18 protein-coding genes are annotated in these 23,802 nt (G+C 56.8%); 3 read left to right on the forward strand and 15 right to left on the reverse strand.

Annotated features, from left to right (window positions below):
- Positions 1-505 precede the first annotated feature (505 nt).
- From AB4Z24_RS11145 to AB4Z24_RS11155, 3 genes are all read left to right on the forward strand, one after another.
- Complete coding sequence (locus tag AB4Z24_RS11145) at positions 506-1,744, forward strand: glycosyltransferase family 4 protein (protein WP_441708245.1); 1,239 nt, start codon at positions 506-508, stop codon at positions 1,742-1,744.
- Positions 1,738-2,571 carry a phytanoyl-CoA dioxygenase family protein gene (locus AB4Z24_RS11150; protein ID WP_441708246.1) on the forward strand — a complete coding sequence of 278 codons (834 nt, stop codon included), beginning with the start codon at positions 1,738-1,740 and terminating at the stop codon, positions 2,569-2,571. The genes AB4Z24_RS11145 and AB4Z24_RS11150 overlap by 7 nt, the downstream gene beginning before the upstream one ends.
- Positions 2,572-2,858: 287 nt before the next feature.
- Positions 2,859-3,836 carry a glycosyltransferase family 2 protein gene (locus AB4Z24_RS11155; RefSeq protein WP_441708247.1) on the forward strand — a complete coding sequence of 326 codons (978 nt, stop codon included), beginning with the start codon at positions 2,859-2,861 and terminating at the stop codon, positions 3,834-3,836.
- A gap of 64 nt (positions 3,837-3,900) precedes the next feature.
- On the opposite strand, the gene AB4Z24_RS11160 is transcribed toward AB4Z24_RS11155, so the two are convergent.
- The 15 genes from AB4Z24_RS11160 to AB4Z24_RS11230 all read right to left on the reverse strand — a co-directional run bounded on the left by AB4Z24_RS11160 (position 3,901) and on the right by AB4Z24_RS11230 (position 23,767).
- On the reverse strand, positions 3,901-4,902 hold the full coding sequence (locus AB4Z24_RS11160) for an aldo/keto reductase (RefSeq protein WP_441708248.1): 1,002 nt from the start codon (positions 4,900-4,902) through the stop codon (positions 3,901-3,903).
- Between the two features lie 15 nt (positions 4,903-4,917).
- A complete protein-coding gene (locus tag AB4Z24_RS11165) occupies positions 4,918-6,396 on the reverse strand; it encodes a GMC oxidoreductase (protein ID WP_441708249.1) in 1,479 nt (492 codons plus the stop codon).
- A 464-nt stretch (positions 6,397-6,860) separates the two neighbouring features.
- The gene (locus AB4Z24_RS11170; protein WP_441708250.1) at positions 6,861-8,213 is read right to left on the reverse strand and encodes a polysaccharide biosynthesis/export family protein; all 1,353 of its coding nucleotides are present in this window, start codon (positions 8,211-8,213) and stop codon (positions 6,861-6,863) included.
- Positions 8,214-8,593: 380 nt separating this feature from the next.
- Entirely contained in the window at positions 8,594-10,981 is a 2,388-nt protein-coding gene (locus AB4Z24_RS11175) for a GumC family protein (RefSeq protein ID WP_441708251.1), read from the reverse strand.
- Between the two features lie 270 nt (positions 10,982-11,251).
- Positions 11,252-12,373, reverse strand: coding sequence for an acyltransferase family protein (locus AB4Z24_RS11180; RefSeq protein ID WP_441708252.1), 1,122 nt, complete (start codon positions 12,371-12,373; stop codon positions 11,252-11,254).
- Between the two features lie 5 nt (positions 12,374-12,378).
- The gene (locus AB4Z24_RS11185; protein WP_441708253.1) at positions 12,379-13,488 is read right to left on the reverse strand and encodes an acyltransferase family protein; all 1,110 of its coding nucleotides are present in this window, start codon (positions 13,486-13,488) and stop codon (positions 12,379-12,381) included.
- A 170-nt stretch (positions 13,489-13,658) separates the two neighbouring features.
- On the reverse strand, positions 13,659-14,312 hold the full coding sequence (locus tag AB4Z24_RS11190; protein ID WP_441708291.1) for a PIG-L deacetylase family protein: 654 nt from the start codon (positions 14,310-14,312) through the stop codon (positions 13,659-13,661).
- 10 nt (positions 14,313-14,322) lie between these two features.
- Positions 14,323-15,108, reverse strand: coding sequence for a sugar phosphate nucleotidyltransferase (locus AB4Z24_RS11195; protein WP_441708254.1), 786 nt, complete (start codon positions 15,106-15,108; stop codon positions 14,323-14,325).
- 74 nt (positions 15,109-15,182) lie between these two features.
- On the reverse strand, positions 15,183-16,508 hold the full coding sequence (locus AB4Z24_RS11200; protein WP_441708255.1) for an NAD(P)H-dependent oxidoreductase: 1,326 nt from the start codon (positions 16,506-16,508) through the stop codon (positions 15,183-15,185).
- Between the two features lie 64 nt (positions 16,509-16,572).
- Positions 16,573-17,139 (reverse strand): dTDP-4-dehydrorhamnose 3,5-epimerase, encoded by a 567-nt coding sequence (gene rfbC / locus AB4Z24_RS11205; RefSeq protein WP_441708256.1) that lies wholly within the window; start codon positions 17,137-17,139, stop codon positions 16,573-16,575.
- A gap of 87 nt (positions 17,140-17,226) precedes the next feature.
- Entirely contained in the window at positions 17,227-18,279 is a 1,053-nt protein-coding gene (locus tag AB4Z24_RS11210; RefSeq protein ID WP_441708257.1) for an NAD-dependent epimerase/dehydratase family protein, read from the reverse strand.
- A 117-nt stretch (positions 18,280-18,396) separates the two neighbouring features.
- Entirely contained in the window at positions 18,397-19,296 is a 900-nt protein-coding gene (locus tag AB4Z24_RS11215) for a glycosyltransferase family 2 protein (protein WP_441708258.1), read from the reverse strand.
- 7 nt (positions 19,297-19,303) lie between these two features.
- Positions 19,304-20,371 carry a hypothetical protein gene (locus AB4Z24_RS11220; protein WP_441708259.1) on the reverse strand — a complete coding sequence of 356 codons (1,068 nt, stop codon included), beginning with the start codon at positions 20,369-20,371 and terminating at the stop codon, positions 19,304-19,306.
- Between the two features lie 532 nt (positions 20,372-20,903).
- Positions 20,904-22,421, reverse strand: coding sequence for an apiosidase-like domain-containing protein (locus tag AB4Z24_RS11225; protein ID WP_441708260.1), 1,518 nt, complete (start codon positions 22,419-22,421; stop codon positions 20,904-20,906).
- A gap of 137 nt (positions 22,422-22,558) precedes the next feature.
- Complete coding sequence (locus AB4Z24_RS11230; RefSeq protein WP_441708261.1) at positions 22,559-23,767, reverse strand: glycosyltransferase family 2 protein; 1,209 nt, start codon at positions 23,765-23,767, stop codon at positions 22,559-22,561.
- Between the last annotated feature and the right edge of the window lie 35 nt (positions 23,768-23,802).

Consider the following 23,802-nt stretch of genomic DNA (forward strand, 5'->3'; position numbering starts at 1 on the left):
GACCCAAGTTCGAGGGTCTCTTCAGCACGAACATTCCGCTTTGCCGGCTTGCTCCACTTTCGTTTGCGAAACCGTCAAAGCAACCGATGTCAAAACTGAGTTGCATATCTCCATTCATATTCGGATGGCGAAATGCGCACGAGTTCGCAACGGGAAATCCATGTACCCCGGATCGTCAAATGTGCTATTAACTTTTTGCCTAGAAAAGGGTGCGAGGCGGACCTCAATACCGCGTACAGTCAAGGACAAGACTTGGGCAGCCGATTATGAAGGCAACAAATCCGCAAAAGTATTCTGAACAAACGACTTGCAGCCGCCGACTTCGCCGAAATTGGCAAATTGGCGGCCCCAAAAAGAGGCGTGTTCAATAGTAATACGCAAGCGGACGGTTTGCGATAGTTGGCACTGGGATAAGCGGTCGCGAGACAGAGTGCTATCTCTCGTGCGAGAATGGCGAAAAAAGTATCACAGGCGATATCGAACTCCTTGGGCGGCAGGGCGCTATATGCCAACCCGTGTACTGTTCTTAAATACTCGCGACAGCTGTGGCGCGGACGTTTCCGTTCACATGGCGCTCATGGCCAACTTCGCTCCGGACGAAGCCGAGGTCTTTGTCCTGTCGAATAGCGAGGCGTCGGATGCAGACGAAATGCGCATTCGCTTTGCCGAAATGCCTCATGTTTCGAGCGCGTTTCTGCCGCTTGGAAAACCCGCCGACGCGCTAACGAACAAAAGCATGCTGGGCAAGGCGCTCGCTTATGGGCCGAGTGCTGTGTCATTGGCGAGGGCCGCCGCCTTCATTCGCCGCAATCGCATTCAAATCATTCACGCCACCGACCGGCCGAGAGATGCCAGTTACGCGAGCCTCCTCGGATATGTGACAGGGGCCAACTCTGTCGTACACATGCATTCGCACCTCGGTAATTATCACACCGGCCCGACACTTTGGGGAATGCGCAATGCCAAAGCGATATTCGCGATCTCGGATTATATCCGAAATGGACTAGGTGATATGGGATTCGATCTGGAGAAAATCCATACGATCCATAACGCCGTTGATACCGACCACTTCGACCCCCAAAGAGAGCCTGCAGGCCAGAAGACCATTCGCCTGAAGTTCGGCATTCCTGAGAATGCACCGCTCGCTGGAATTGTTGCGCGGATGAATCCATGGAAGGGACAGCGCGAGCTCATTGGCGCAGCGGCTCTCCTGCGTGACACGCACCCCGATCTGCACATCATGATACTCGGCTCCGACGTACCCGAGGTCCGAACGGACTTCGAAAAGATGGCGCACGAAGGCGGCGTCGCGGACCGCCTCCATTTCGGCGGATTTCAAAAGGACGTTCGACCGTTCCTTCGTGAGTTCGATCTGTTCGTGCATCCTTCCTATGGGGAGCCCTTTGGTCTCGCGATCGCCGAGGCGATGGCGATGCAGAAGCCGGTCATAGCCTGTGGAACAGGCGGTGTTCCCGAGATCATTACGCATGGCGTGGACGGCCGGCTTGTGGAGGAGCGTTCCGCCGAGGCCGTCGCGAGGGAAATCGCGACATTGATGGGCGATCCCGAACTCCGCCGGCGATTGGGCGAGCACGCCCGGCAAACAATCCGGCTCCGCTTTACGCCGCGCCAGCAGTGTCGCGAAGTGGCGAGGCACTACGAAAATCTCGTGGCCGCATCCAGAGGTGAAGCGCTGCGAAACATTCCGAATTCATTGGGAGTTGACGGAGGTCCACGATGCTGACAGTTGACGAAAGTGCACGCACGGCAGGTGAAAAAGCTAGTCCACTCACCGCAGCTGAAAAGGAAGATCTGAAGCAGGCGTTTGCCCGCGATGGCTACTTTGTCATTCGCAACGTCGTCTCGCCGGAGCGGCTGGCCGAATTGCATAAGTCCCTCGAGCAGGAATTCGAGGCGCAATCGAAGTCGGGCGCGCTGTTTTCGGGAGGAGGCCTGAAAAGCGGCCATCTCAACTGCTTCCCTGGCGCCGGTGCGCGGTTCGTCTACGATACGCTGCAGGACAAGGGCATCATCGACCTGATCAAAGAGATCGATCCCCGCGTTGTTCGCATGCCGAATGTCGGGTGCAACTTCAATCTGCCCGGTAGCCACACCCAGCACTATCACCTCGACCGTCCGTTCACGCGTGACTTCATGATCGCCAACGTTGCGGTCGTGGACTCGACGATCGAGAATGGCGCCATGGAAGCGATCCCGGGGACGCACAAACGCTTTTATAAGTACACGCAGTTCGTCCTGGAGGGCGTTGCACGCAAGGCCGTGCGCGTTCCGTTGAAGCGGGGGGACGTGTTGGTCCGAACCTCGAACGTATGGCATCGCGGAACGGCGAACCGTACGAAAGTCCCGCGTCCGATGCTTGCCATGACCTGGGAGGACGGCGGCAACAACCTCGCTGATCCGTTTGCAGCTGAAGGCGGGAAGATCAAATTCCTCCCGAACTGGTTCAAGCCGACCAGAGCGGGACGGATTCGCGAGGAGCTGTTCGTGAAGGTTCCGGTCACCTACGCGGCTTTGCGTTTCGCCCGCTCTCTCGTGGACAAAGAATACTGAGAAAGTCGTGCAGAGGGAGCGTCCGGGCGTGGCTATCGGTGGCGCCCGGCGGGTGCGAATCTGCGGACGCTTCGATTTCTGCAGTATGAACTCTGGGCTGCTGGTTGGCGAAGAGTGCGGCCGGGATCGACTTATGCAGCGGAACCCCTGACAGCGCACGAGATCCCGTGTTAGCAGTCTCCACCCTTGCTGAAAGCTAATCAGGACAACGAGCGCTCTTTGCTCCACTTCGGTTTGGCGAAAGGCTTAATCCGAAGGGGCAAATCCGCGGGATAGAAACAGTGCAGATGCGCACCCCTCAAATTAGCGTCGTCATGCCGACCTACAATCGCCTCGGCAGATTGCAGCATGTCATCTCGGCCCTCGAGCGCCAGCAGTATCCAGCGGAATGCTACGAGGTCATTGTTGTATCCGACGGCTCCAGCGACGGCACCGACGACTATTTGAAAGGGTACCGCTCTGAGAGAAACTTGCGATGGTTCACGCAGGCCAATCGCGGTCCCGCGGCCGCGCGCAACCTCGGCATCGACAAGGCGAAAGGAGAGCTTATCGTCTTCGTTGATGACGACGTCGTGCCGCAACCGCAGCTTCTGGCCGAGCATGTGCGCGCACACAATGAGGCTGCGCGCGATGTGGCTGTCATTGGGCCACTGCTTTCACCTGACGGCTTCGTGATGACTCCCTGGGTCCGCTGGGAGCAAGAGATGCTTATGAAGCAGTACAGGGCTTTGCAGGGCGGTATTTGGCAGGCATCTGCTCGACAATTCTATACCGGAAACGCCTCACTCCCTCGGGCTCGTATTTTGGCCGCCGGCGGCTTCGATGAAAACTTTCGTCGCGCAGAAGATGTCGAGCTTGCCTATCGCCTCGCGGACCGGGGATTGGATTTCGTCTTCGCAATGGATGCCGTGGGCATGCATTTCGCCGAGCGCAGTTTCACTTCGTGGATCAACGCCGCATATACCTATGGAGGCAACGACGTCATTTTTGCGCGTGACCGGAATCAGAAATGGTTGCTATCCGCGATCGAGAATGAGTTTCATCAGCGTCACGTTCTGATCCGCTCGCTTGTCGGCATGTGCAAGGGCCGACCGCAACTGACCTCCCTCACGACGTCCGCTCTGAAGTTCGCCGCCGATGCCGCGGGTATGCTTCGTGTCGAAAGATTAGAAGAAATTGCCTACAGCGGCTTATTTAATCTTCAATACTATCGAGGCCTGCGCGACGAGATGAGCAAGACTCAATCTCCGTCTTTTCTTAGCTGACTCGCCACCCGTTGAGGCACCTGGCACAGCGCGATCGCCGATGCGCACGCTGGCGCAAGGTAGGCTACGCCTCAACAACGGATCGATGCATCAACAGCCTTTGAAACTCTTCATCCGAGAGCGGGGGCGACGAATAGTGCTGGAGATTGGTTGCGAGCTGATCGAGGGTCCGCATCCCAATGATGTTGACACCGATGCGGCGCTCGCGCAGTGAAAACTGCAATGCAGCTTCAGTCGGCGAACGACCTAACTTCTCGACCAGGCGCCGAAGATTTAGAACGCGCTCCCATTTTGGTTCCGAGGCTCGAAGCTCGGCCTCCGTGAGCGATCCTTTCAGCGCACCTCCTGCAAAGCAGCCGCGCGCGATGATGCCGAGTTGGCGTTTCGAAACCTCTTCAAAGACGCCGTCGAGCGCTTCCATGTCGAGAATGCCGAAGGGAATTTGCAAACTTGAAATGCCCTCCAGGCCGAGGCAGGGCCGCGCGTCGTCCACAGCATCGAGCGCGATACCATAGTGCCGTATTTTTCCTTCTGTCTTGAGCTGCGCCAACACTCCGAGCGTGTCCTGAAATTGCGCGCTACGTAGCGTCTCCGGCGACGGACTGTGCATTTGATAGAGATCGATATAGTCCGTCTGCAGGCGCCGCAGCGATGCCTCCGCCGCCTTGCGCAGATAGCCCGGTGAAAAGTCCTGCGGAATGGGACCAGCAGTCGACGACGGCGCACGCATGCGCCGAAGACCAAGCGCGTGGACAATTGGCTTGGCGAGCGGCTTTACGAACTGAATGAGTTTCTTCCCCGCGGGCGTGCAATAGCCTCCCTTGCTTGCGATGAAGACTTTGCCTCGGGACTTCCGAAAGGCTTTCCCGATCAGGACCTCGCTCTCTCCTTGCGAGTACATGTCCGCCGTGTCGTAAAAATTTATGCCGGCGTCGAGCGCTGCGGCGAGTGTCGTGAGCGAGCCCTTCCGGCCGCCGTCCTGAGCGAGAAGGCCGCCGATCCGCGCGCCTCCGAAGCCTATTTCAGAGACCTTCCAACCGGTTTTTCCGAAGTCCCTGTACTGCACGCCGGCCCCTCCCCGTCACGCGGCTTTCAGGTCGCGCGCAAGCTGGTCGGCCGATCGTGCCGCCAGCGCCATCACAGTCAGTGTCGGATTTTTTTCCGCCCCGGTCGTGAAACAACTTGCATCAACCACGAGGACGTTTGGAGCGTCGTGCAGCCGTTGGTAGCTATCCGTCACGCCATACTTCGGCGAAACATGCATCCGAGTTGCCCCGCCATAGTGCTTAGCCGTTCCAGGAAAAAGTTGCGGCACGATATCTCGAATTTTCGCTTTGTAGCCAGCGTCTGCCATGAGCTGAAGCAAGTGCTCCCGTGCCCCGATGACGTTCGCCAGGACTTCCTGTTCGAATTTAATGTGAACCGCCAGTGTTGGAAGTCCGAACTCGTCCTTCTGAGTTTCGGAGGGGCGGACGTAGTACTTCTCATCGGGAATCATCGTTCCGAAAACTTGAACTCCGAATGATCTGGTCTTTTGTCCAAAGCGACTCTTGATCTTGCCGATCGTATCGAACGCGCCGATCGTCCACGAGCATGCGAGGAGCGGGTCGGATGCCGAATGGGGAAGCCGTGTCAGATATGCGGGCGGCGCCAAAGAAGTGATTGGCCTATCGACGTCCACGGCCCACCACTCACGCGGATGATCGTGGAGATACTTACCGAGCAACCCAGCGCTGTTTCCAAGACCGTGAGGATGATCACCGCAGGCCGAGTTGAACAGAAGTTTGGGTGAATTGAGCGGACCGCAGGCGATTACAAATGCGCTGGCGCTTATGCGTTTTTGGGTCTTGGTCTGGTTATCATGGTAGACCGCAGCTCCCACCCTTTTCTTCATCCGGTCCCATTCAAGCTGCAATACATGCGCTCCGGTGATGAGGCGAAAGGAGGGTTCGTCGAGGAGCTTTTCCAACAGAACGGAGAAGCTATTGAACGCGGTACCGCGGCGAAGCAGCAGGAACGGCGGCCCGTCGGCAAGCGGCATCGTGGTCAATCCTTGACCGTGCTTCAATGCCGAGCGAGCCACGGCTTGCCAGTCGCTCGGAATCTGATGCTGGTAATCGCTGTAGCCGGCGGGCAAGCTTGGAACGCTCTTCGCAGCGGCGGTCACCCTCATCGTCCGCTCGGCGATCTCATAATATGGCGCGAGCTCGTCATAGGTAACCGGCCATCGATATTTTTCGTGGACCTGCGCGCCAGCGGTGAAGTCCTCGGCACAGAAGCGGGGCACGGCGCCAGTCCATTGGTTCGAAAGGCCACCCAACGCGTAAGTGTAGTCTAGATTGGTGTCCGGATCGCCCGTTACAATGAAGCCATCGTCCTTTCGCATTGGCGGAAGGCGGCGATAGAGGTTTCTCCCGCCGATCCTGACGAGCGTGCCGTGTTGGATTTCGTTTCCGGTTTCCAACAGCGTTACGGGAATGCCCTTGCGCACAAGCTCGAGCGCTGCCATTGCGCCTGCCGGACCACTCCCAACGACAACGACGCGGCGATCATCGGCCATGAGCTTCCTCTAAATCCCTTCGCATTCGTACTTAGCGTAATGTCGATTTGGCGGCTACGACCCTTAGAGTCTTCAATTACCAGAGAATATCGCGACTATTGCGGGAGATTAGCCGGTCTCCTGGAAGCCGCTGTCATAAAGGGCTTTCGGCCCCGATACCGGTAATAAGTGGATTTGACCAGACAGCCTTTGACCTGCGTCATCGACAACGCTGGTTGGCGTTGGGGCTTTTCAAGAAAATTCTGCAACTGCAATCCACGCATTTGCCTAACGACGGTGATCAATCAATATGAAACCGCCATTCGCGCCGCGTTTGCGCGCGGTAACCGTATGAAAATGGCCACGACACCTTGTGATGTCGTGGCCCGGAACGACTTGATAAGAATGCCTGGCTCGCCCCAATATTAGAGATTGAGCCCGCAAATAACCGGATTCAATTTAGGCGTAGCGAAGGGAAGATCGACTTACGGCGCTCCCGCTCCGACGATCAAAGCCGTGGCCGGTCCACCGCCCCCGAGAATTTGGGCGCTCGTCAGGACAGTCGCGGCATTACCCACGTAACCGGCCGCGGACGAACTCCAGAGGGTCATGTAGTTAAGGGCTTTCGCGACCTCGACGGAATCCGCGTTGGCAACGTAGAGGAGATCTTTGTCCCGCATCTGGAACTTCTGGGCCATGAAGAAGGACGAGGGGTCTCGAAAGTTCACTCTGTAAACAGTTGGTATAAATTGCTGACCGGGTGGGAACTTACTGAGATTCACATCCAATTTCTCGAGCGTCTGACGTCGCTCTCCGCGGTATATGAATATCTGCGATGGATTTGCGCGCTGATCCAGAAGGCCGCCCGCTTTAGCAACTGCCTCGCTGAGTGCCAGCCGCTCTTGGCCAAATTGGAAGATGCCATCCAGTCCGGATACATCGCCTCCGCCGATTGTCGTCCCGCCCGTAGCATTTCCTAACGCGCCGAACGCTACGAACGTTCTTGGCCGTCGATGCACGTAAATGACGTCGCCGGGTCTGACGTATATGTTTTCGCTTGGATTATCGATGATGCTGGAGAGGCGGACTGTTCCAATCCGATTTTTGCGCTGTAGCGTTATTTCCAGGTCATATGGCGCAAGCTTGCCAGTGCCAGTGCCACCGCCTCCGGCCTCCGCCTTGGAGATGAGGTCCAAGATGCGCTCGCCAGAACCCGTCAGCTTAATTCTGCCGTGTCCTGCGTCGCCAATAACGATAGCCGCATCGGCATTTTGCTCGGTTATATTGATGACAACCTGAGGCTCGATAGCGCGCGTGGCGAGCTTGGCCTCGATGTCTTTCTGAATTTCGAACGATGTCCGCCCGGCGGCTTTGACTTGGCCCGCGTACGGGATCGAAATCGTTCCATTGCCAGCGACTGTTTGGGGTGGAAGCGTAATGAAGTTCCCTGCCCGGCCTGTCGCGTCCCCAGAAACGAAAAGTCCGCCCGCTGACGATTCAAAAATGGACGTCTGCACAACATCGCCCACCCCGACCCTAATCACGGGCACCGGGCCACGCTGCTCTCCAAATGTTCCCTGGAATGAATCCGGTGAGATTCCACTCAGGACACTTAGAACAAACGGATTGAGATCGATGAGCGCATAATTGAAATCCACGGCGTCCCGGCTTGTATAAACCAGGAGCGGATCTCGGCCATTGGTCAATGTTGTGGCTGCACCGCTTTTAATGTCGCGATAACTGGGGCCCACTACGGGCAACTGGGTGCAGCCCGAGAGCATGCCAACGATGGCGATTACGCTCATAGGCAAGATGATCTTTGGCCAGCTGACGATCATCGCCCCCCTCTTAACTTACCCGTTGCGAACAGACACCCGAATGCCCGGCCTCCCAAAGCCGGACATAGACTAGGCCTGATATAAATGATTCGACTACTGAGAGTCTGACTTTGATCGGAATGCAGCGTAAGTGTGGCCGAGCCGCGTCACCAGCTACGAGCGGGGTCTAATCCGACCTAACTGATGGAAAATTTTGGTTGATCAGCACGACCGAATCAGCTCGGCGCGGAACCGATTGGAGCCCGAATGCCTATGCAACATCACAATAGACAGCGTGCGGCCCAATCCTCCATCACGCGTTAACCGAATGCTCCGTGATCACCGTTAACGATGGGGTGTCGGAGGATTGGATTTACTGAACACCCCTCAGAAGGGAGTTCTTACTCTTCAAAGTACTCCGCAATCCTCTGGCCTTTGTAAGATTCGATGGTTCGCAGCGTGGCCGGATCTGCTTTGTTGAGGACCATGCACGCAATACGATCTCGAATGATTTCGGCTTCGGAAAGAGCCTCTTCGACGAGGCTACGCTTCGTTTTTCCCCACTCGACGACGAAGATAAATTTATCGACCAGATGCTCAATCATCTTGATGTCTACGACAGACACGATCGGGGCAATCTCAATTATGATGAAGTCGTAAGACTCGCGGGCAGCGGCCAGCAGTTTCTCCATCGGGGCTGAACCCAGCAACTCCGCTACGTTCGGATTGCGTTCGGAGAGAGCGCACGGCAACACATCCACCCCAGATCGCTCGCGCTTGGAAATATACTTCGCCAAGTGTGTGGGGTCGTCCAAAGCTTCCAATAAGCCTTCGCGTGCGTCCGGCGCCAGCTCGGCTGTGAGGTTCCGCCGGTGGAGATCGCAATCGATAATCAGCGTTTTGCACCTCGAGTATGCACTCAAGAGAGACGCGAAATTATGGGCGACGGTCGTCTTGCCTTCGTTCGCAACGGACGAAACAACACCGATGACCTTATCGCTATTTGGGCTCGGATACGCTCGCATCGACGCTCTGACTTTGCGAATAGCCTCCGTATATCGCGAGTACGGCGCGTCGAGAACGTAGTCGTCGAGACGCCCACCCTTACCTTTTCGCATTTTGACAGTCGGCAGGATTACGCAATATGCGCCGGTGTCCCGGGTCACCTGCTCTGGGGTGCGATACACACCAGCCGCCCATTCTCGCCCGACCGCCGCTCCGACGCCTGCCAAGAACCCGAACACGATACCGCCGCCGAGCACCAGCAATGACTTATTGGCGTCCTTTTGCAGGGGCGGAGCTGCCATCGTAATGATATGGGCATCTTCGGTGTCAGGGCGAGTTTGGTTCAGTTCGTCGAACCTGCGCAGACCAGTATGATAGAGAACGCGCAAAGTGTGCGCGGTGAAATCGAGATCGCGGAACTTGGCCTGCGTCGCGCTATCCAACTTCTTCAAACGCGCAAGAAGTTCGTCGCTGGGCGCTTCCGGTGCAAGGTCCTCTTCGATGTTGTGATATTCGCGTTTTGGGTCCGTTGTTGCCAGATTTTCGGCTCCGGTAATCCGCTCCGTTTCTGCGCGGATCGCTGCATTCAAGCCTTCCATCTGCTTGCGAAGCTTCACAACGGCCATATGGTCCGGCCCGACGGCGTCCGCTATGTCGGCGGCCTTTCTCTCCAAGTCCACATACTCGGCGCGCAGCCGTCCGATAAGTGCATTATCGGGGGTTGCCGTGCCCGCTAAATTGTTAGCTGCCTTGAATTCCTGGAGCGCTCGATCCGCATCCATCGACTGCTGCTTGGTTTCCTGCAGCCGCTCCTCAAGAGTTTGGTTGACCAACCTGTTGGACGCAACTTTGCGCTCGCCGATCTTCGCAATATAGGTGGCTGCGATGGCGTTGGCTATTTTTGCGGCCTTCGTCGGATCGTCCGAACTGAAGCTGATGCTGATGACGTTATTGACGTCTCCCCGTTCGATCGTCAGTCGCCGGAGAAACTTTTCAGCGGCGGTCCTTTCGAGCAAGGTATCTGGATCAAGCGGGGTGACGGATTTCCAACCGATGAGTTGCTTGARTTGATCTTTCAGTTTTTTGATGCCGTATGAGAAACACGGGCCACCCAAACTCTTTGCGCAAGGATTTTCTTCGGCCTCATCAGTACGCGCGCCAGTCCGACCAACAAATTCCGGGTCGTGGGTCAAATTCAACGAGCGGATAACGGGTATAATAATACTGTCCGAAGACAGAACGTAGAACTGGCCCGCCATATCGACATCGTCGAGAGTTGGCTGGTCTAGAATCTTACTGTCCTGCAAAAATCGATTGACGCTCCGGTCGACGATAATACGAGCAGTGCTCGTGTAAAGCTGCGGCATGAACCCTATGGCCGTAAGGGCCAAGAGCAACCCGATTAGAGTTCCGACTACGGGGAACAGCCAAGCCCGTCTCAATATCCAGCGAATGTCTGAGAGGTTAAACTGACCGACGCTCGATTTATGAGGCTCCGCCGGCATCGAAAAATTGTCGTCTGTTGCGAGCATGATGTCGGATTTACCCTGGAAGGCCAATGAATTGCGCGATGCGTTAGCCATTAAATCCCTACACTTCCAGAATAACATGTAAGAGTGGTTTACGTATAGAGAGGCAAATGCTCGAGCGGCCGCGTCAATATTTCCTTTAGGTGCTTTTTCCTGGCGTTGTTGCTGGCATCTCATGTGCCCGATTGGTGTTGTATTCAAACCTTTCAGGGCTGGGGCAAGCGCGCCCAAAAACAATGGGGTGGGCGATGTCAAAATGGGCGGTGTGCAACATTTTCCGAGCCGACGAGCCGAATGATCAGCGTAGAGCCAACACCGTCTCATGACTTTGAGGCAGGTCGAGGTCGGTCAGCCAACGATGGCGGGTGAGCTTTCACGACCATCACCATCGGCTTCCAGCAAGCGATAGGCCGTAGACCTTTAAGATGATGGTCTTTCTGCGGACGGTTGAGTTGACTGAGTTCGCGGATACTGAACAATGATCCGGACTAGCGCCGCCGATTGCAAGCTGCTGAATTGCGGCCATCATTTTGTTCGTGCTGCGCTCTCCAGGAGCAGCGGCGATGACGCCGGCTTCTTCACCTCAAGATCGACGCGCTTGGCAAGTGTCAAGCTCGGCCGCTCGATCAGCCACCACATTGCTGCGGAAAACAGAATGCACCCCAGGATTACCATCACCCACCAGAAGGCCTCCGTTAAAGCCGAGCGGCCCGCCAGGCCATAGCCGATGCGAAACAGAGCGCCAGAAACGGGATTATGTGTGAGGTAGAGAGAGTAGGAGATGAGCCCCAAGAACTGCAACCACCGCCAACTCAACCAGCGATAAATCCCGCCGGATCTGGTTGCATACCACAAGGCAACCGCTGTCAGCGCGGAGGCCAACGTCACTTCGTCAAGTTTCAAGGCCGCGGATAACGCCAGTATTGCGACATAGGCAAAATAATAGACTGCCATTCGTGGGTATTGCCACGTCCAATAGGCGCCGGCGCCAAGCAGGAAGCAATGCCATAGCGGAAGGAAGCTGCCGCGCCACGGCTCCCAAGTGACGATCCCGAGCGGCCACAGCAAACTTATCAGTGCCGCCATCGCGAGGCCCACGGCGGTTGCGCGTCCCTGCATGCTTTGAGCCGGATCGTTGCGTGTCACGGCAAGAAGAAGGGCATATATCAGGTAGAACTGCACCTCCTGGCAAAGCGTCCAGAAGATTGGACCAATTTCGCGGAATCCAAGCACCTCCTGCAAATAGAAGACATGCGCAACGAGCTGCCCTGTCGAAATCGACAATGACTCCTTGCCTTGAATGAAGTGCGCGGAGATGGCGGCCATAGCGATCGTGAGTGCGATCGCGAACCAATACGGCGGATCCAGGCGAACGGATCGGCGAAGCAAAAATCTGCCTAAAAGAGGAATTGTGACTGCATGTCCGCGCAACGAATGTGCAATGACAAATCCGCTGATGACGAAAAAGACCGCAATGCCAAGGTGGCCGTGCCGGACAGTCCATTCGAGCCAAGCGGGAGCGGCCGCCATCAGGTTCGTAAGGTGTTGACCTTCGTTGCAGTGATAAAGAAAGACAGAAAGAGCCGCGATACCCCGCAGCCCGTCGATCATCGCGAAACGGCCAGCATCCCCAATAGGTCGGGCCACCCCCGTCACTCGCTAACCCTTAAAATGGCAGGTCTTGGGACAGCCCCAGGGCGGAACTGTCGTCTGAGCTGCCTGAAATAGGGGTCAACGAAGCGATCAACGGCTGCCGCGAAGGCGATCGAGATCAAAAGAGCAATCGGGAACATGAGGTAGGGATTCGCGGCGATTGCGGGGAAATCCGCCGCAAAAAGTCTGATGACCACGTAATGGCTGAGGTAGATCACGTAGGAGTAGACGCCGATTTTTTTTACCAAAGGCCAATTCAAAAACCGAAACGGTGGGCGATCGGAGAACCGGATCGCAAAATAGAATATCGGCATCAAGGCGAGGCCCTGGAGGCTATAGCGGATGCCTTCGCGAAACGCTTCATCGCGATAAAGCAAAGTCCCGAGCAGCATGCCCCCCGCGATTGCCAGCAACGCCCATTGCATTGGAGACATGGCGCCGCCTCGTTGCATGGCTTTGACGGGATTGGCTACGATGGCCAGGATGCATCCGTAAATGATCGAATCGATCCGCGTATCCGACGCGTAATAGGTTCGAAGGGACGTAAAGCCTGGAGTGGCGATGAGATGGAGGCGCCAAGCCAGGACGGCGAGGCAGCCGAGGCCGAGCAACGCGGCAATCGTGCGTGGACGCACATGGCTACCCAGCAGCAATGACATCAGCAGCGGGTAGAACATGTAGAAGTGCTCTTCGACCGCGAGCGACCACAGGATGCCCGTTCCATCCGGAACGGTGTTTCCCGGATCAAAAAAAATGCCGTAGTAGTTGGCAAAATACGAAACTTGGGCTGCCAGCCCGTACAAAGATATGCCCCCTTTCAGCCATCCGAAATATGTGAGGCTATAGGCGATCGCGAGAGTGATCAGCAGCGGCGGCATCAATCTGAACACGCGACGCGCATAGAACTTCAAAATATCGATTTCACCTGTGAGCTCGCATTCCGCGAGCATGAGGGTGGTGATCAGATATCCGCTTAGAAAAAAGAATATTGTGACGCCGAGCCCGCCCGGCACAGCCGAGAAGCCGGAGTGCGACAAGACAACAATCAGAACCGAGATGGCCCGAATGCCGTCAAGCGATGGGATACTGAGCGCGTGTGCCTTGCTCATATGGGGCTCGACCTAGGAAGCATGACCGAAGATTCCTCTCGCGGCACCATGCCCGGTAAGCCCTTGCCCGAATATTGCGGTATTCAGACGGCCGAGAAGCGACGCATGCGTCGCAGCACGCTCGACCCATGCGGGTGCTGGTATGGAGAGGGCCCCCGGCGGCGTCATCGTCATGCGACAGTCAGCTTGCGCGCCACGAACGCTTCTGCGTAGCGCTCGCTCGCCCGGCATTCCATGCCGCGCAATCGCGCGAGCCCCTGAAATGTCTCTTTGTCGAACCAGTGCTTCGAGCGCTGCGTGCCGAAATGCTTCATGAGCAGTTCGATCTTGCGGGCCAAATTGACTTCCTCGAGAGGAACGTAAAGGTTCGGCTGGCCGAGATCGCCATCCCACTTCGGAATCTCGTATTCAAGAATCAGGTGGTCGCGAAACGTATTCCACGTGTGACGGCAGACCTCCCGATGATCCTGATGGGCGTCGTCCTGCCGGTGCGTCAAAATCAGGTCCGGTTTGAACCGGTCCTTCAGCGCTTCAAACCAACCCTTGATTTGCTCTCCCTGCGTTGGGAAGAATCCGTCTCTGAACGACATCACCTCAACGCTGGCGGTTTCTGCACCTTGAAGAAAAGAATTCGCGGATCCTCGTGCCTCCGCCTCCCTATCGCCAATCCCGCTCAAGACGCACCACATGATATCGAGCTTGGCGCCTTTGGCGATCCATTGCAGCAGTGTGGCGCCCGCGCCGATTTCGATATCGTCGGAATGGGCACCGAGGCACAGGACGGAGAGCCGTTCCCCTGCGGCCGGAAGCTTGAGCGGAAGCATCTGGTGTTCCTTACCCGGTGCCATTCGAATGATTACGCCAGGGCATGCTGCCCTTCTCGACCATCTCCTCGAGCACGCGTTTGTCCTGCAGGGTGTCCATCGCCCGCCAGAATCCTTCGTGCTTGAATGCGATAAGCCGCTGCTCCGCGATCAAGCGGTTGAACGGCTCCAACACCAATTCCTCCCCGTCTTGAATGTAGTCGAAAATCTTATTGGAAAAGACGAAGTATCCGCCGTTGATCCATGTATCGCTTTGCTGGTTTGACCGCATGCGGTGGACCAATCCGTCGTCCCCGAATTCCGCAAGGTGAAAGTTGAACGGCGGGCGGACGGCCACGAACAATCCTACGGCGCCGCTTTTCTTCAGGCGATCAATCATTTCGGGGATCGGAGCGTCAGTGAGGCCGTCGCTGTAGTTTGCGAGAAAATAGTCTTCGTCCTGAACGAGATGCTTCACTGCCACCAAGCGCTGCCCGATGTTGCGCCACATCCCCGTGTCGACGAGGGAAATGCGCCAGTCGGGCGGCCGCGGACCGAGGACTTCGACTTTTTTGCCGAACTCCGAGATGACGCAGTCACTGTAAGCGGACGGATCGAAATCGCGAAAATATTCCCGGATAACGTTCGCCTTGTAACCGAGGCACAGGACGAAATCGCGATGCCCGAAGTGGCTGTAGTATTGCATAATATGCAATAAAATCGGCTGATGACCGACGGGGATCATCGGCTTCGGAATCGCTTCCGAATAGTCGCGGATGCGTGTGCCGAGACCGCCGCAAAAAAGAACGACCTTCATTCTTGCCGCCCTCTTTTCATGAGCATCTTTAAGCCTTCGCTTTCCGCAACGATTTCACACCGGAACTACGTTCATCAGGCCGCAATCGTGAGAAGATCATCCAACCAGGTCTCGCCGCGGAAATGGCGATACTGCTCAGCACGCAGCCTGTCCGCCAATCGGTCCGGCGGCAGTATCACATCATCGTAAGTGAGAACTGAATCCTTCGGGATGTCGCGTTTGAGCTTGCAGCCCTCGACCAGTCCTTCCGGGAGATACCTTCCGCGACTCATCTCATCGACATTAACGGCCTCGCCGTAGGTCATGTACATGCCGTAGCCGTCGAGCTCGGTGCCGGCTTTGAGAGCCTGCTTCGCGACCGCGCAAACCTCGACCACGGGGCCAGCCAGAGGCGGCGCCAGCGAATCCCGGAAGAGAACAACCCGAGCGATTGCATTCGGGACCTCGAAATGCACGAGGTGATAGGGAACGAAGAAGGAGTACAGCGGCCCTTCTCCCATCTTGTAGAGGTTCAGATAGTGCTGCTGCTTGGGGTCGGTGTGCTCCGCCAGAACGTACACTTTCGTCAGAGGCGTCCCGACCACGTAATCGATAATGCCACCGATCTCGCGGAGCTCGTCGATATCGTAGATCTTTCCGATCTGCATGATGTCATCACGGTATTCAAGACCGCGTGACATCCCGCGTGACTTCACTTTGAAACCCGTCGCGTTGGCGACGATCGTCTGCTCAAAGCTGATTTTCGAGCCGTCAGCGAAGCTCGTCACCATCGCCGCGTTTTGACCCCAACGCTCGGCGAAGCCTTTCTGCGTCGTCGGATTGCGATAAGGATCTTGAAGACCTTTTACATTCCCGATAACGCGCGGGGTCAAGCCAAGGCCGACGACCCAACGATAGAGATTCATCTGGACGCCGGGCTCGTCGCCGTCGCAGGCGGAAAGCACAACGTTGTATTTCTTGGCGTAGACCTGGAGGATCGGGCCAATCGTTGCATCGACCTCGGCGTTCATCAGCACGACGTCTTTGCCGTGCTTGAACGCTTCGAGAATGACCCGGGCTCCAAACTCGACGGCTCCGGTTATCTCCACAATGACGTCGATATGGGGCGAACGAGCCAGCAGCATCGCATCTTCGGTTGCGGCCGGTACATCGGCCTCAATAGCCTCGTCGAGCTTTCGCTGCGTTTCGACGATCGCCGGGTTATCGCGGCCGGAGTAGCGGAATACGTCGACCGCTCTGTTCACTTTGCGATTGGAGATCGCGACGACACGCATAGCCGGGACGCTATTCGTAATCTGGTTGGTCAGGCCCTGGCACATGAAGCCAGCGCCGACGATGCCGACACGGATCGGGCGCCCTTCCGCCTGCCGCTGTTTCAGCGCGGTATCGACAAGATACATCTGGCCTTTCCTCCATCGCCGCCGGCGATCGGCTGCGAACTCTCCAGATCTCCGTGCGCCGAGATCAGGCTACAGTCATCCGCTTCTTCACGATCGTCTCGACGTCGTCGAAGGCCGAGAACTTCTGATCTTTTTCCGAAATGACGCTGACGTCCAGAGGCCATGACAGGCCCAGCCGACGGTCATTGTACATCAACCCGGACTCGTTTTCCGGCGAATAAAATTCGCCGACTTGATAACTCGTATCCGTGTTGTCGCGAAGAACCTGGTAGCCGTGCGCGAAACGCTCCGGAACATAGATTGCGCGCTGATTATCCTCATTCAATTCTACGGCAATGTGTTCGAGGAACGTTGGGCTCTCCGGCCGAAGATCGACGATAATATCGAGAATGGCGCCTCTCGGTGCACGAACGAGCTTGGTCTCCGCTGCCGGCGGAAACTGGAAGTGCATGCCGCGAAGCGTTCCCATTTTGAGATTCGAGGCAACGTTGGCTTGAGCGATATCCGGCTTCAGGCCGTGGTTTTCAAATTCCTTCCGGCAGAACGCACGCGCGAAAAATCCTCGCGAATCCTCGCGGCGCTCCAGGTCGATGATGAAAGCGCCTTTGAGCTTGGTTTCAGTGAAGATCATCCGTAATTCCCTCGGATCGCGACCGATGGCTTTTCCTGAAAAGCGATGCCCCGCCGTGCATTCTGATATCAGATCGCTCTTCCTGATTTATTGCACTAGAGCCGTATTTGCGCTCACATGACGAAGGTCTTGATTAATGATGCCGTCCGCCAAGAGCCCTCTGATATGCGCGATGCGCAGGTAGCGCGGACCCTCGAACTCTTCGAGGGTCAAGCCGGATGCCTTGAACGCTTCGTAAACCTGTTGAGCACCGGCCCTCGCCGTCCATAGCGGTTTGAAATCCGGCAATGCGCGAGTGATTTTATCAAAGTTAACACGATAGCAGCGCTTGTCGGGACCAGCGTCGGCCGCATATTCGACTCGGCAGCCCGGCACGACCTCGGCGACGATGTTTGCGATCTCGCTGATCCTGTAATTTTCCGACGTGCTGCCGACATTGAATGCCTGATTGAAGACTGTGTCCGCCGGAGCAGCCAGCGCGGCAACGAAGGCTCGCGAAATATCCTCGATATGCACGATCGGCCGCCAGGGTGTGCCATCCGACTTCAGGTAGATCAGCCGCTTTGTCACAGCCCAGGCAACGAGATTGTTGAGGACGATGTCGAAGCGCATTCTTGGCGAAAGTCCGTAGGCGGTAGCGGGGCGCAGGAACGTCGGGCAGAAGTCGCTACTCGCCAATTTCGCGATGTCGCGCTCGGACCAGACTTTCGATTCGCCATATGCCGTCACGGGATTCAGTGCGGCGGTTTCGTCAACGAAATCGTCGCCCGCCAATCCGTAATTGCTGCACGAAGAGGCCATGACAAAGCGTCCGACCCCTGCGCGCTTGGCAACCTGAGCAACGTGCACGCTGCCACGGTGATTGATCGCATACGTCAGATCGCGGTTGAGATCGCTCAACGGATCGTTGGAAAGCGCCGCAAGGTGAATGACGGCGTCGAAGCCTGCCAGGTCGCTGCGTTCAAGATCGCGGATGTCCTTTCGGATCGACGGAATATCGACGATCTTTCCGCCGTTGGCGAAGGTACAGCGCTCATAAAGATCGGTGTCGCAACCCGTAACACTGTGTCCCGCAGCGAGGAGGGCCGGCGTCATCACCGTGCCGATATAGCCCATGTGGCCGGTCAAAAAGATTTTCACGTGATTGCTCTGGAGCCCCCTGATCGATGTTTACAAACGTCGTACCGTCACGCCATGCCCGTCGAAGGCTGCCGGACGCTTGAGATCGTTTTTGACGGCAATGAAGTCTTCCCGTCTCTATTCCCAATTGTAGATTCCCTCCCGCGGCCGTGCGCGCGGAACCAACGAGCCTGCTGCAACAAGCAGATCCTTCGCTAAACCTGGTGAGTAGCGCACGACCCAGTGGACCATGCTCGCGCCGCAGCGCAACTTTTCCTTCAGCGGGATCGGCGCCGCCGCGATTGCATTGCAGAAGCTAAACAGCTCGAGCCAGTTCGGGAACGAGACCTTGCCCTTGGCATCGGGGTTGAACCAAGCCATCCGGTCGCGCCAATTGCCGACCCAATTCTTCGGGTGGAAGCGCTTGTAGAACAGGGGACGGTCGATGGATACGAAAGGTCCTTGGAACGCCAGCCGGCAGAGGAATACCTTGTCAGCGTCGATGAAGTTCTCCAGAGGTTTCACGCCGCGCAGGAACTCACCGCGCATGACGCCGTAGATCGCGTCGCAGTTGTGATCCCGAAAGAGTAACTCACGGAAGCGACGTGATGGCGTGTCACCAGTACCGCGCTTGGAACGGTACCGGCTGTCTTCGGCGCCGACCGTATCGATAACGACGGTGCTGGGGAAGACAATGACGGCATCGGGCCGTTGCTCGAGGGCAGCGATGCACTCTTCAAGGTGGGTCGGCGCAATCTTGTCGTCGTGCGCCGAGAGCCGAATGTAGCGACCGCGAGAGAGCTGAATGGCGATCGCCTGGTTGCGGGCTCCGCCGACGTTGCGCACGTTGCGGTGGTATCGGACGCGGGGGTCGGCGGCGGCGAACTTACGACAGATCTCCTCTGTCCGATCCGTGGAGGCGTTGTCGGTGATAATCAGCTCAAAGTCGGTGAATGTCTGCGCGAGCAGCGACTCGATTGCCTCAGCTACGTAATTCTCGCCGTTGTAGACTGGCAGACAGATGCTGACGTTCGGCACCGCCTCATCATATGCGCTCATCGCTTCCGCTCGCCTCCCCCTGCGTTGCAGCTGCCACACCACCGAGACAGGTTGCCGGCGCCGTACGACCGGGCTTTGCATTCGGCGTGCCAGGCGGCCCGTCGGCGCGCTCCAGCCATGCCTCGCGCCAATACGGGTAGATCTTTCTCGGGCAGAAGAAGCGCCCCGTGCTGAGCTTTGCCGAGCAGACAGCGCCCTCCAGCTTGATGCATTCATTGTGAAAGCGCAGCATGCGGCCGGTATGCTCTTCAATGATTTGGGTGACTGCCCCCCGCACTTGCATCACTTGGTTGCAAAATGGGACCATCTCGATATCGAAATGTAACCCGCGGTTGCTCCCCGTCGTCGTGAGCGTTTCCTCGATCGCCTCCAGTGACTTCACCCGCACCCATTCCCCGGGCTGCAAGTTGAGCGGCTCCGGCCGTCGCGGCGACTTCACGTTCGGCCCCTTGGGCCGGCGCAGGACCTTGAAGCGGTGCATTGGCTGCATGTACGCCGCCCGGAACATCACCTCGACGAAGGTCAGTGGTCCGACGTTGCCCGAAAGCAGTTCGTTGAAGTAGGGACGCGGGTCGGTGTTCGACAACGGCTCGGACGCCCTGTTGGCCTCGGTCACCTGGCACTTCCAGCGGACATCGTCGCCCTCACCGTCGCCGGACGCCCTGACGTTAGGTTCGATGCGCGCCCGCAGCGCGGCGACGTCGGTCTCGTCCTGTGCGACCGCCGGGGCGGTGAGCGAGTTCACCTTTTTCAGCCACGCCTCGTTCCAGTAGATGCGGCAGTCGGCCTGACAGCCGCCATGAGCGCGTCCATCGCAGCGGAGGTCGTCAAGCAGCACGGTGTCGGTCATCCGCCTGCTCCGCAGTGTGCTGCCGATCGTGTCGCAGATCTTGTCCGCTCTCGCCTGCACCATGAAGCGACGACCCAGGTAGGGGATCATCTCGGGCATGAAGGACATCGCGCCGATAGTTCCCTGCTCGTCGAGCGTGGCGAGGATTTCGCCCGCGCGGCGCACTTCGACGATGTCGCCTCTGCGCAGGGCACCTTCTCGCATGTCGTTGCCTCCCGACAGTGGGGTCGACGATGGCGGGAACCAACTTGGCTGTCTGCTCGACACGCCTGTTGTTGTCACTCTCGCCCTGATTAATAGAAATCAGCCAAAAATTCCGATGCATATTCGCATAAGTTGAAGATAAGGCATCTAACGTTTCGGGTAAAGACAGCACAGAGAATAATGGTAACCGCGAATCGTCGTTCATTTTGGCGCCGCAAATCTGTAATGCCGCGGGCCAATGCCGAAACGCCACTTATTTACAATTTCGCGCGGATACCTAGGCACGCCACGGGACGTGGTTTTTCGTAACCTTCAGGCGAGAGATTTCTCTGATTTTTTCCGATATGCAGCCCGCATCTCCGGGGCCATTAATTCAACACCGGACCAGGTTGATGACTTGCCTCAGGATTATGACGCTTTGCATTGAGCCATATCCGATGGCGCAACAAATGATTTCATGTTGGAAATACACAGCACGCTGACTGCGCCCCGAACTCGGCCACGAGCCTGAGTCGCAAGAATAGGCTTATAATCATGTTCTTTCGGCGACGAGAACCCAGTCGGCCGAGCCGTCCGGGTGAGCTCCGGGGAACTCGATTGACCGGTCCGCCATTGCGGCTTCGGATTCAGAAATAAGGTGATATTTGCCGGTCGTTGGATCATACCAACTCAACTTCACGTTTATCGGCCCCGCGATCACAGTCGTATCCACCGTTACCGAACGGCCCGTCGGAAAGTAAGCAACTGCGGCAAGTTTCGAATATCCGGACGCGGCTTTCGTGTCGCCGTCTCCAATGCCCAACTTGACAAAGCTGCCATCGTCGCGGCTCCAAGAAGGATCGACGACATACTTGTCAAGCAAAGACCAAGCATACTTGGCCTGGAGTTGCGGAGGCTCGTTGAGAATTTCGAACCATCCCGCTCCTCCATCGAAAATGCCGGCAGCACCAAAGGGCCACCATTTTTCGTGACCAAAATTGATGCCAATGCCACCGCGTAGCAATACCGAATAATTTCTTTCGCGGTACTGCTGGTCTTTGTTGCCGCCATAATGAGGCGAATTGACGTAAGGGGGTTCGATGTCAACGACGCCGTAATTTCCGGCTCCAGGTTCTCCATATGCGGCGTCAAACAATTCGACAGAATTTCCACCGTAGTCGTACAGCGTGTTGGCGCTTGGCTTGAACCACTGGTAGCCGCTCTCTCCGCCTTGCGAGAGATTGAACTGTTGGTGGCCGCTCCATCCTCTTTGCTGTTCCCCGATCTGCAAGCGGTGGCTCGAGCCTTCCCCGTCCTTTATGCCGTGGAATACCGCGTCGACTTGCCGGCCGACCGGATCGCTGGCGGTCCACACGAAATCTCCCATGACGTGCCAAACAATGTTGGGATACTGCGCATAGCGAAGAGCGAGCGTCTTGCCGAAATTGTATGCGTCTGCTGGCCCAACGCTCACCAAATCTGGTGTCGTACCGCTGTCGCCCCAACTCAGAAACAGGGAAAACACAACAGTCATTCGCAGTCGCGTTGCCTCCTGGACAATCCAGTCCATTGACGACCAAGCTGGGCCGAAAGGCGATGCATACGGCGCACCTGCAAAAAAACTTTCCCCGGATCCGTTTCGATAGCGGTCGCCAAAACTCTCATTTAAATGCACGCCGAACGGCGCCACGGCGACAGCATTGAAGCCGAGCGAATTCAATCCTTCCAAGGCGCTTGTGATCGTGGCGTTAGAGCATCTCTGCGCCATCGCCCACGACGACATCATCTTTAGCAAATATACGTTTCCGCTCTGGTCGACGAACCGGCGATTTGATGTTGCGACCGGATAAGCGAAGCCCATGTCGACGCCGGCCGGAGCGAGGGATTTGAACGCTGCATCAGCCACAACTTCGCCGCAACCGACAGCAGAGAGGCGCAAACTCATTTGAGATGCATGATGAACCAAGCGCGAGGGAATCTTGAATGCCAGCAACAGAAATGCGCTAATTGCCGCGAATGCAATAATCGAATTCGAAATTTTTATCGAATTGGCGCCGATTCCGAGGATCATCTTATGTCCGTTATTTTTTGTTTATGTCTTCGGGCCTCGCTTTGCAGAATTTGCATTGCGCAAAATGCGCAATGTTCGTTTCCAGATATCCGATACCGGACCATCCTAGTTCGCCGCCGAACTGAAGATGGATATTGTCAGCTCCTATCTGTTCTCACCCAGGTCGTGGCGCGACTACCGCCAAGAATGCGAATGTAGTGATGCAGTTTTGAGTAAACGTAGGGCACTATCGACACCAGCGATCTGGGCGGCAAGGCATCGCGGCCATAACCGAACCACGCAATCACTATGCTCAGCACCAGCGCCGCTACGGCTGAGCCGCTGATATAGGAAGGAACGGCTGATAGGCCCAAGACGGCTCCCGATGCCGTGATCGCGAAGACTGCCGACAACAATAGAACGAGAAGAAAAAGGGGCGGCACGGCCAAGTCCAGGGCCATCGCCATCAGTCGCAAATCGCGGCTCGCAAACGCCGACGACAAGACACGCGGAACAGTAGAGAAAATCAGCTCTCTGTGGCCCTGCTCCCAGCGCTGCTGTTGCGTATTCCTTCCCTGTGAAGAGGACGCAAAGTAGCTTCTTACGACCGCCGACGGACAAAATAGCGGCAAGTGGCCTTTCAATGCGAGGTCCAGCCCCAGCTTGAGGTCCTCGGTCAGCGCCCCGGTTGCGAGATTGGCAGCGTTCAAGGTGCTCCACGTAAATGCCATTCCTGTGCCGACCAGTTGGCAAGGGAGCCCGAGGTTCGTGAGACCGAGTGGACGCACCCAGTTCTTCAAGCGCCACGTGAATTCCGATACCTGCTCGTTGACGGATGACTCATCCGGCGCATGCATCAGATAAAGGGCTTGAATTGGCCGTCCGGTGGCGGATGCCCGTTCAGCGAGAGTGTCGATGGCGCCGTTTTCCAGGCGACAGTCCGCATCGACTATAATCACGACCTCGGGGGCTGCTCTCGAGAGATGCCGAATTCCATAGTCAAGTGCGTGACCTTTGCCGCGGTTTTCGTCATCTCGGCGTTCGATGACTTCCGCTCCTGCCGAACGGGCAACCTCCGCAGTATCGTCTGAACAATTATCTGCGACCACCAGCAGGCGATCACGCGGGCCAATCTCAGCCAAAATGTCAGTCAATGTCGGAAGGATGCTCACGCTCTCATTGTGAGCGGGAACGAGTACTGCCAGAGAGGGTCTATTGGAATTTGGCTTGCGCTCGGAATTTCTTTTCGGAAGTGCCGCCAGAACTTCGATCAGAAGAACAAGAACGGGAATACTTACGAGTAGCGCAATCGCGCCTAGGGCTCCCGAACCGAATGCAGCGGCGACAGACATTTCGTGGGAGACCATCAAAAGCTATTCATTCACATTGCAGAATTCGCCAG

The organism is Hyphomicrobium sp. 2TAF46 (assembly GCF_052114865.1).
Classification (GTDB): Bacteria; Pseudomonadota; Alphaproteobacteria; order Rhizobiales; family Hyphomicrobiaceae; genus Hyphomicrobium_B.